Consider the following 7,631-nt stretch of genomic DNA (forward strand, 5'->3'; position numbering starts at 1 on the left):
AGCATTTCCAATCTTGACGTATGAGTCTTTCTTTGAGAGCGGCGATCTGTATGGTTACTATAATGACCGTATGGTTCGTTGCGATAATCAATTTTGTCGTTGAGTCTTTTTTCACGGTTCCTCTGGCCCAGTTCACAAAGATCGTCAATCCCGAGGAAACCGTTATAGAATTTCCGCTGGCTTTCAGAAGAAGGTGGAAAACTGATATAATTTACCCACCGGCAACAGTGGATGTTTCGGGGAATAGAGTCTTTCTGAAACCCGGGAAGTATATCGTGTTCTACGATAATTCCTATTACTGGGTTTCGGACGATTTCGTCATTGTGGATCACGCTTCGATGGACGAAATCACCAGTTTTCCCGTGGTGGGCGGGTTAAACTTTGTTTTGGTGGAAGGCGTCTATAAAGCTGTCGATAATGATATAGATGATTTTACCGGGGCGGTTGAGGGTATCCTTGCTGAAAGAAGAATCTCCGGATTGGTCACTTACTTTGATTACAGGAACAACACGTTGTTTCTCAGAAGGGGAATAACGGTCAAGGTACTTGACTGGGAGAAGCTCAATGCGAGCAAAGAATTGCTTCTTCAGCTTGAAAACGCCTCAGACAGAAGTGAATACATCTTTTTAAGCGATGGAAAACTGTTGAGAGCGAGGTGACACTAGATGGCCAGGGGGAAGGACTATACAGTTTCTCTCGATGTAGGTACCAACACACTGAAAGGTGTTGTAGTCAGTAGAGAGCAAACGGGACAGATGGTTCTCGAGGCCTACGGGAGTGTAAAGACCGTGGGGCTCGACAAGGGCGAGGTGAAGGACGCTGTTGCCCTAAAGCAATCGATACAAAAACTTATTGAAGAGCTTACGGGACAGATGGGAAAGAAGGACGTCGAAGCCGACTTCAGAATAAGTTTCACAGACGGCGACTACTCGGTTTTCTCCGAAAACATCGAGGAGATTCTTTCCGAAGAGAAACAGGTGATGGTTACTGAGAAGACCATACAGAACCTTATGAGCCGTCTCAAGACCGAGAAAATGAAGACCGGCAACACAAATATACACAGGAGTTACATCAGAAAATACATACTAGATGCCGACAAAGTGGTCTTCAACCCTGTGGAGATGTACGCTCGAAAACTCGATGTGGAGATGGTCTTCGTATCCAGCGAAGGGAAATCCGTCGAGATCTTCCGCAGGCTCTTCGAAGAGCTGTTCGGCCGCGGGGACTTTCTGATATCACCGGCACTGATATCGGCCTCGGAGGCGGTTCTAACCGATACCGAAAAGCAGCACGGTGTCGTCTGCGTGGTTCTAGGGCATAGTTTCTCTGAGATAGTGATATACAGAGAAAATCTCCCGGTCTATATTTCCCGAATACCTCTCGGGATAAGACATATAGTTCTCGACGTGGCAAGAGTGCTCGGGACTTCGGTCGACGAGGCCGAGAGACTGCTCGTGAACTACGGCCACTGCAGTATGTATCCGCCCGATCCAGAAGATGTAGTAGAATACTTTGGACTCGATGAAAGAACGAGAAAGAACGTCTCCGTCAGGAGACTATCTACAGTCATATACGCAAGAGTGAAAGAGCTGTTGAACAAAATCAGAAAGGAAATCCAACTGTTTGTGATAAACAATCCCGAGTACTCTGAAGAGAGGATTCCTGGTGGAGTGGTCTTCTCCGGCGGCGGTTCGAAATTGAGAGGGTTGACCGATGTTGGGGTTGAATCTCTGAAAATGCCTGTGAGGATCGGTACCTACGAAACCAGTTTCAATCGTCGTATAGAGAACAGCCACGATGTCTCCAACGATCCGATATTCAGTTCCTGTCTGGGCAATCTCGTGTCCCCCGAAGAAGTACAGGGAGAGATTTTGGAAGGCGCAGTTGAAAGACCTAAAAAAGGTTTTGGATCATTCATAAAATCCCTCTTCTTTGGAGGTGTCGATGATGAGCTTTGAGCTTGACACGGGTAAGAAAAGCAAGACAGAAATCCGGCTCCCGGCCATAAAGGTAATAGGCGTCGGAGGTGCCGGTGGAAACGCCGTTAATAGAATGATTTCCGAAGGGATTCATGGAGTCACTTTCATAGCTGCCAACACCGATATCCAGGTTCTCGAGAGTAACAAGGCCGAGCTGAAGATCCAGCTGGGTACCGAACTCACAAGGGGTCTGGGGGCCGGTGGAAATCCAAACGTGGGAGAGCGGGCCGCAGAGGAGAGTGTCGATGAGATAGGAACTTTCCTCGAAGATACGGATCTGCTATTCATAACCGCGGGAATGGGCGGCGGTACAGGTACGGGGGCCGCGCCGATTGTGGCGTCGATCGCTAGAGAGATGGGAATACTAACGGTCGCCGTCGTCACAACGCCTTTCTTCTTCGAGGGCAACACCAGATTGAGGACCGGACACGAGGGATTGAGAAAGCTGAAGAACTCCGTGGACACTCTGATAAGAATATCCAACAACAAACTACTCCAGGAGCTACCACCTAACACCTCGATCGTCGATGCCTTCGCCAAGGCAGACGAGACGCTTCACCACGGAATCAAAGGTATCTCCGAATTGATAACCAAGAGAGGTTACATCAACCTCGATTTCGCCGACGTGGAATCGGTTCTCAGAAATGCGGGAACCGCAATGCTCGGTATCGGTGTCGGTTCTGGAGAACGCAGAGCCGAAGAGGCGGCTAGAAGGGCCCTGGAAAGCAGACTCCTCGAAAAGCCCATCGATAACGCCACAGGTATCATCCTGAACGTCTCGGCCAAGAACATAACCCTCAGGGAGATGAACATAGCCGCGGCGATAGTCAGACAGAACTGCAGCGAAGATGCCGACGTTAAGCTGGGCTTGATCGTCGACCCAGAAATGAGCAACGATGAATTGAATATTACACTGATAGCCGCAGGTCTGGAACTGGACGAAGGAGAACTCATGGGAGACGCTTCCGACATCCCGGCTATTTACAGATTTGGACTGGACATCAACGAGGAGGAATAGTCATTGAAGGTCTATAAAAGGCTTGGGGAGATGCTTGTCGAACACGGTCTCCTGAGCGAAGACGATCTTAAGCAGGCCGTCGCGATCCAGAAAAAAGTCGGGAAACCCCTCGGAGAGACTCTAGTGGGAATGGGGGTGATCTCCTGGGAAGATATCTACGGCGCCCTTTCAAGACAGTACGGTCTCAAGGTCCTTGAAGAGGTTCCCAACCTGCTCTCTCCCGAGATCCTCAGGATGATCCCCAAGCCCGTGGCCGATAGACTCAAAGTTATTCCCATAGAATACCTGCCGGAAATAAACACCATAAGGGTCGTCACGACGGATGTTTTGAAAGTTCCGCAGATAGACAGGGAGCTTTCTTTCCTTACTGGAAGTCGTGTTAACACGTTGCTGGTTTCTCCGCCCATCTTCGACGCTCTCTACAAGTCTTCCTACGAAGAATCGGCCTCTAGCGAGATCATAGAGCACACCTTCAACATAGAGGATTCCGAGATCGGAATAGATGAAGAAAAAGGCCAGGACAGCGAAGATACCCCGGTCGCGAAGTTCATCAACTCTCTGCTCGACAACGGTATAAGAAGCGATGCCAGCGACGTTCATCTGGAACCTTATGAAAAGATGGCCGTGGCCCGGCTCAGGATAGACGGTGTTCTCAGGAAAGTGTTGAGTTATCCGAGAAAAGCTCACAATTCAGTCGTTTCGAGAATTAAGGTCATGTGCAACATGGATATCTCCGACAGAAGATTTCCTCAGGACGGAAAGTTTTACATAAGACGCGGCGGCGAACAGTTCGACCTCAGGGTTTCCACCATGCCCACCATCTTCGGAGAGAAAGTCGTTTTGAGGATCTTGAGGGTCTCCAACGCGAGGAAAAGGCTCGAAGACCTCGGACTCTCCGATTACAACAGGGAACGTTTCGAAAGCATCATAAACTCCCCTTATGGCATAATACTGGTTTCGGGGCCGACCGGAAGCGGTAAGTCAACCACGCTGGTCGCGGTCTTGAATCAGGTCACCTCCGACAGGGTAAATGTTTTGACCGCCGAAGACCCCGTAGAATATACCATCGAAGGCATAGCTCAGTGTCAGGTCAACTCGGAGATAGGCCTAACCTTCGCCCGGTATTTGAGATCCTTCCTGAGGCAGGACCCGGATATCATAATGGTTGGAGAGGTCCGTGACAGAGAAACGGCCCAGCTGGCCATCGAAGCTTCGCTCACCGGACACCTTGTCTTCTCGACGATACATACCAACAGCGCCTCCGGAGCCGTGGCTAGACTCGTGAACATGGGTGTAGATCCCTTCCTGTTGGGAACCTCGTTAATAGGTGTTGTTGGTCAGAGACTGGTGAGAAAACTTTGCAACAACTGCAAAATCAAGATCCCGATGAGAGAGGAAGTAAAGAGAGTGGCAAGCCACATCTACCCCAACAGGGACGATTTCATCGAATACATCCCTGGAAACGGCTGCCCCGAATGCCGCGGAATGGGTTACCGTGGAAGAACCGGTATCCACGAAGTTCTGATCGTGGATAACAAGTTAAGACAGCTCATAGCCGAAAACGCATCGGAAAGAGAGATCTCCGCTGCGGCAACTTCCGGAGGAATGAGAACGCTCTACACCGATGGAGTCCAGAAAGTGATAGACGGAGTGACATCGATTGAGGAGATAAAGAGAGTCGCCATAGAAATCTGATTCGGTTACACTCCATACTCACGCATACCCAAACATACTCGAACAAGATTAGAATATTCGGCTTTTATCGCCGATAGCCAATGATTGCCCAAATAGCCTAGCCCCGGTTTCGATGGTAGGATTTAACTGGAGAGATACAGAGAAAATCGAACAGGGAGGTTGTTTATGGCATACAGAGTGCTTGTATGGGGTCTTGGTGCCATGGGAAGCGGCATCGCGAAAAACGTTCTAAGAAAGAAAGAACTACGGCTGGTTGGTGCCATCGAGAGAGATCCGTCGAAGATCGACAGGGATCTCGGTGAAGTTCTCGGTTTGGAAAGAAACGGTCGCAGAGTTTACTCCGATCCGGAAAAGGCGATTCTGGAGACGAGACCAGACATAGTTCTAATTGCGACGAATTCCTTTGTTGACGAAGTCATGCCGAAAATAGAACTCACTGCGAAGAACCACGTAAACGTACTTACCATCGCAGAGGAAATGGCCTATCCGTACAAGTCCAACCCCGAAGAATCTGAAATCCTGGAAAACCTCGCATGGAAATACGGAATCTCCATCCTCGGCACGGGAATCAACCCGGGTTTTGTACTGGATCTGCTGATAATAGCCATGACAGGCGCCTGTCTAAGGGTCGATAGAATAAAGGCCAGCAGGATAAACGACCTCTCGCCTTTTGGCAAGACCGTCATGGAGACCCAGGGCGTGGGAACCACTCCAGAGGAATTCAAGCGTGGTCTAGAAGAGGGAGATATAGTCGGTCACATAGGCTTTCAGCAATCGATAGCTATGATCGGCAACGCCATGGGCTGGAAGATCGACAGAATCGAAGAAACCAGGGAACCAATAATCTCGGCTACGGAACGAAAAACAGCAGTAGCCCACATAAAGCCCGGTATAGTGGCCGGTTGTAGGCACACGGGCAGAGGTTTCTGCGGAGGCGAATTGAAGATAGAGCTCATACACCCGCAACAGATACTGCCCGCAATAGAGGGCATCGAGACCGGCGACTACATAGATATCTATGGTGAACCCGATATACACCTTTCAATAAAACCGGAGATCCCCGGCGGAAAAGGCACTATAGCGCTGGCGACCAACATGATACCGGAAGTCATAAACGCAGCACCTGGATTACTGGACATGAGCGAATTGCCCGTTCCAAAATGCCTGATGGACGACATCAAGGAGAGCTAGATATGATGGCCAGAAGAGGACAGTGGGTGCAGATTCACAGCATCCTGTTGAAAGCCGGGGAGCGTGCCCCATCAGTTCCCTCCGACACCGCAGACGTTCCACTGGAATTGAGGGTCAGGGGTTTTCTACAGGACGGATCGGCCTCCATCGGCCAGGTCGTCAGGATTCTAACGGCCGCCGGCAGGCTGGTAGAAGGAGCTCTCGAGATAATAGAACCCCGACACGTGCACGATTTCGGTGATTATGTCCCCGAGCTTTCGCAGGCCGGTGACGAGTTGACCATCTGGCTCGCCGGTGGTGATGAAAATGAGTGATATGAGTTATGAATCGGTGATGTCGAGAAAGGCACAAATCATGCGGGCTTCGATAGGGATCGAATACGATAAGTATGAACTTGAAGGTATCGGGTTTGACTACGAAGGCTTGATGAGTGACACAGCTTACCCTATGGAAGAAATAACGGCCATCCAGCGTGAGACAGGTGTCGGAAACACACCTCTGGTTGAGCTCAAGAATATCACGAGACTGGTCAGAGAAATCAGCGAGCCAGGCAAAGGGGCCAGGATCTTTCTCAAGGACGAGGCTGCCAACCCCTCGGGAAGTTTCAAAGACAGGAGGGCTTCGGTCAGCGTTGCCAGGGCTAAGGAGCTCGGTTACAGAGGTGTCATCGCGGCAACCAGCGGCAACTACGGAGCGGCTGTTGCCTCGCAGGCGATGAAAAGAGGTCTCAAATGCATAGTGATTCAGGAGTGTTACGACAGAACTGGTACTGGTCAACCCGAGATACTGGAAAAAGCGAGAGCCTGCGAGGCCTACGGCGCGGAGGTTGCGCAGCTTTCGGTGGGACCTGAACTCTTTTATTACTTTTTGCTCCTGCTTGAAGAGACTGGCTACTTCAACGCCTCGCTATACACGCCATTTGCGATAGCCGGAATCGAGTCGCTCGGCTTCGAGATAGCACAGCAGTCGAGAAGAGTGATCGGTAAAGATCCCAATTTCGTTCTCGCGACCCACGCAGGCGGAGGTAACCTCACCGGAACGGCCAGGGGGTTGATTAAGGCTGGAGCCGAAAAGACCAGTGTGATCGGTGCGAGCGTCGATCTGTCTGGTCTCCACATGGCCAGCGACAGAGACTTCAATAGGAAGTCCTTCACCACCGGCCACACCGGATTTGGAATACCCTTCGCCGTCTTCCCCGATAGGAGCGACGTGCCCAGAAATGCCGCTAGGCCTCTAAGATACATGGATCGCTATCTGTTGGTCAAGCAAGGAGAGGTCTTCTATGTCACGGAGATGCTGGCTCGGCTCGAAGGTCTCCAGCGGGGACCGGCCGGAAACACCAGCCTGACGGCTGCGATAGCGCTGGCCAGGGAGCTGCCGGAAGATTCGACCATCGTGGTTCAGGAAACGGAGTACACGGGCGCGGGAAAGGCTCCATCGGCCCAGCTGACCTTCGCAAGGAAAAACGGGGTGAAAGTGGTTAGAGGCGATCCCCTCACCCATGACGTACCCGGCAAAGTGATCGCAATTCCGGAGAACCCCTCACAGATAAAGTACACAGAGCTTGGACTAGATAGACTCAGAGAGTCTTACATAAGAGAGCTGATCAAACGCCAGATTGTCCCCTCGGAAAAAGACCTGGATTATCTTGCCCGGGAAATCAAACTCACCAGAGATGAGGCGGCTCGGCTCTTAAAGGAGGTAAGTCGGTAATGGCAATACAGCGACCTGATGATTTCGACCGGAGA

The 7,631-nt window shown here is 50.8% G+C and carries 7 protein-coding genes; all 7 read left to right on the top strand.

Going from position 1 to position 7,631, the window contains the following annotated elements:
- Window positions 1-62 precede the first annotated feature (62 nt).
- The 7 genes from PKX57_RS10630 (at window position 63) to ortB (ending at window position 7,596) form a co-directional block, all read left to right on the top strand.
- Window positions 63-659 (top strand): DUF4894 domain-containing protein, encoded by a 597-nt coding sequence (locus tag PKX57_RS10630; protein WP_470745123.1) that lies wholly within the window; start codon window positions 63-65, stop codon window positions 657-659.
- A 6-nt stretch (window positions 660-665) separates the two neighbouring features.
- The gene (gene ftsA / locus PKX57_RS10635; RefSeq protein ID WP_213921448.1) at window positions 666-1,958 is read left to right on the top strand and encodes a cell division protein FtsA; all 1,293 of its coding nucleotides are present in this window, start codon (window positions 666-668) and stop codon (window positions 1,956-1,958) included.
- Window positions 1,948-2,997 carry a cell division protein FtsZ gene (gene ftsZ, locus PKX57_RS10640; RefSeq protein ID WP_470745122.1) on the top strand — a complete coding sequence of 350 codons (1,050 nt, stop codon included), beginning with the start codon at window positions 1,948-1,950 and terminating at the stop codon, window positions 2,995-2,997. Before ftsA ends, ftsZ begins: the two co-directional genes overlap by 11 nt.
- 30 nt (window positions 2,998-3,027) lie before the next feature.
- Window positions 3,028-4,692: an ATPase, T2SS/T4P/T4SS family gene (locus tag PKX57_RS10645; RefSeq protein ID WP_213921454.1), complete on the top strand. Its 1,665-nt coding sequence runs from the start codon at window positions 3,028-3,030 to the stop codon at window positions 4,690-4,692.
- A 165-nt stretch (window positions 4,693-4,857) separates the two neighbouring features.
- Window positions 4,858-5,883 carry a 2,4-diaminopentanoate dehydrogenase gene (gene ord / locus PKX57_RS10650; RefSeq protein WP_214049099.1) on the top strand — a complete coding sequence of 342 codons (1,026 nt, stop codon included), beginning with the start codon at window positions 4,858-4,860 and terminating at the stop codon, window positions 5,881-5,883.
- A 2-nt stretch (window positions 5,884-5,885) separates the two neighbouring features.
- Window positions 5,886-6,197: a 2-amino-4-oxopentanoate thiolase subunit OrtA gene (gene ortA, locus PKX57_RS10655; protein WP_213921451.1), complete on the top strand. Its 312-nt coding sequence runs from the start codon at window positions 5,886-5,888 to the stop codon at window positions 6,195-6,197.
- Window positions 6,190-7,596: a 2-amino-4-oxopentanoate thiolase subunit OrtB gene (gene ortB / locus PKX57_RS10660; RefSeq protein WP_214047590.1), complete on the top strand. Its 1,407-nt coding sequence runs from the start codon at window positions 6,190-6,192 to the stop codon at window positions 7,594-7,596. Before ortA ends, ortB begins: the two co-directional genes overlap by 8 nt.
- The last annotated feature ends 35 nt before the right edge of the window (window positions 7,597-7,631 follow it).

The sequence above is a fragment of the Mesotoga sp. genome, assembly GCF_035363035.1.
In the GTDB taxonomy this organism is placed as follows: domain Bacteria; phylum Thermotogota; class Thermotogae; order Petrotogales; family Kosmotogaceae; genus Mesotoga.